Here is a 640-nt window from a genome sequence, read left to right on the forward strand (position 1 = left end):
TCATTCGGCCGACCGCCTTAACGATTTCCTTGATGGAGACGCCTCGCCCGGTGCCGAGATTGACCGCCAGGCTTTGCCCGCCACCCTCGAGATGCATGAGCGCTTTCAGGTGGGCGCGGGCCAGATCGGTGACGTGGATATAATCCCTTACGCAGGTGCCGTCCGACGTGTCGTAGTCGGTGCCGAAAACCTCGATCGCGTCGATGATGCCCGATGCGGCCATGAGCACTCTGGGAACCAGGTGGGTTTCCGGCGAATGCCACTCACCAAGCTCGCCGTCGGGATCGGCGCCACAAGCGTTGAAATAGCGCAGGATAGCAAATTTCATTCCATACGCGGAAGCATAGTCGCCGATGATCTGTTCGCCCATCAGCTTGGAGCGCCCGTAAGGGCTGATCGGATTTTGCGAGGAGGTCTCGCGAACGGGCAATACTTCCGGCACGCCGTACGTCGCACAGCTGCTGGAGAAGATGATGTTTTCGACCGAACAAGCGCGTGCGGCATCGAGCACCGCGATGGTGCCTGTCACATTGGTTGAATAATATTCGGCCGGCTCGCGAACGGACTCTCCGACATAGGCCAGCGCCGCAAAATGGATCACAGCCGTCGGCCGGTGCGTTTCCATCGCCCGCTTCAATGC

At 59.8% G+C, this 640-nt stretch carries 1 protein-coding gene; it reads right to left on the bottom strand.

The window, feature by feature from the left end; all coding sequences use genetic code 11:
- A partial coding sequence (galE, locus tag EN939_RS36945; RefSeq protein WP_127272121.1) for a UDP-glucose 4-epimerase GalE occupies window positions 1-640 on the bottom strand: 640 nt, incomplete at both ends.

The sequence above is a fragment of the Mesorhizobium sp. M7A.F.Ca.CA.002.05.1.1 genome, from assembly GCF_003998335.1.
Taxonomy (GTDB): domain Bacteria; phylum Pseudomonadota; class Alphaproteobacteria; order Rhizobiales; family Rhizobiaceae; genus Mesorhizobium.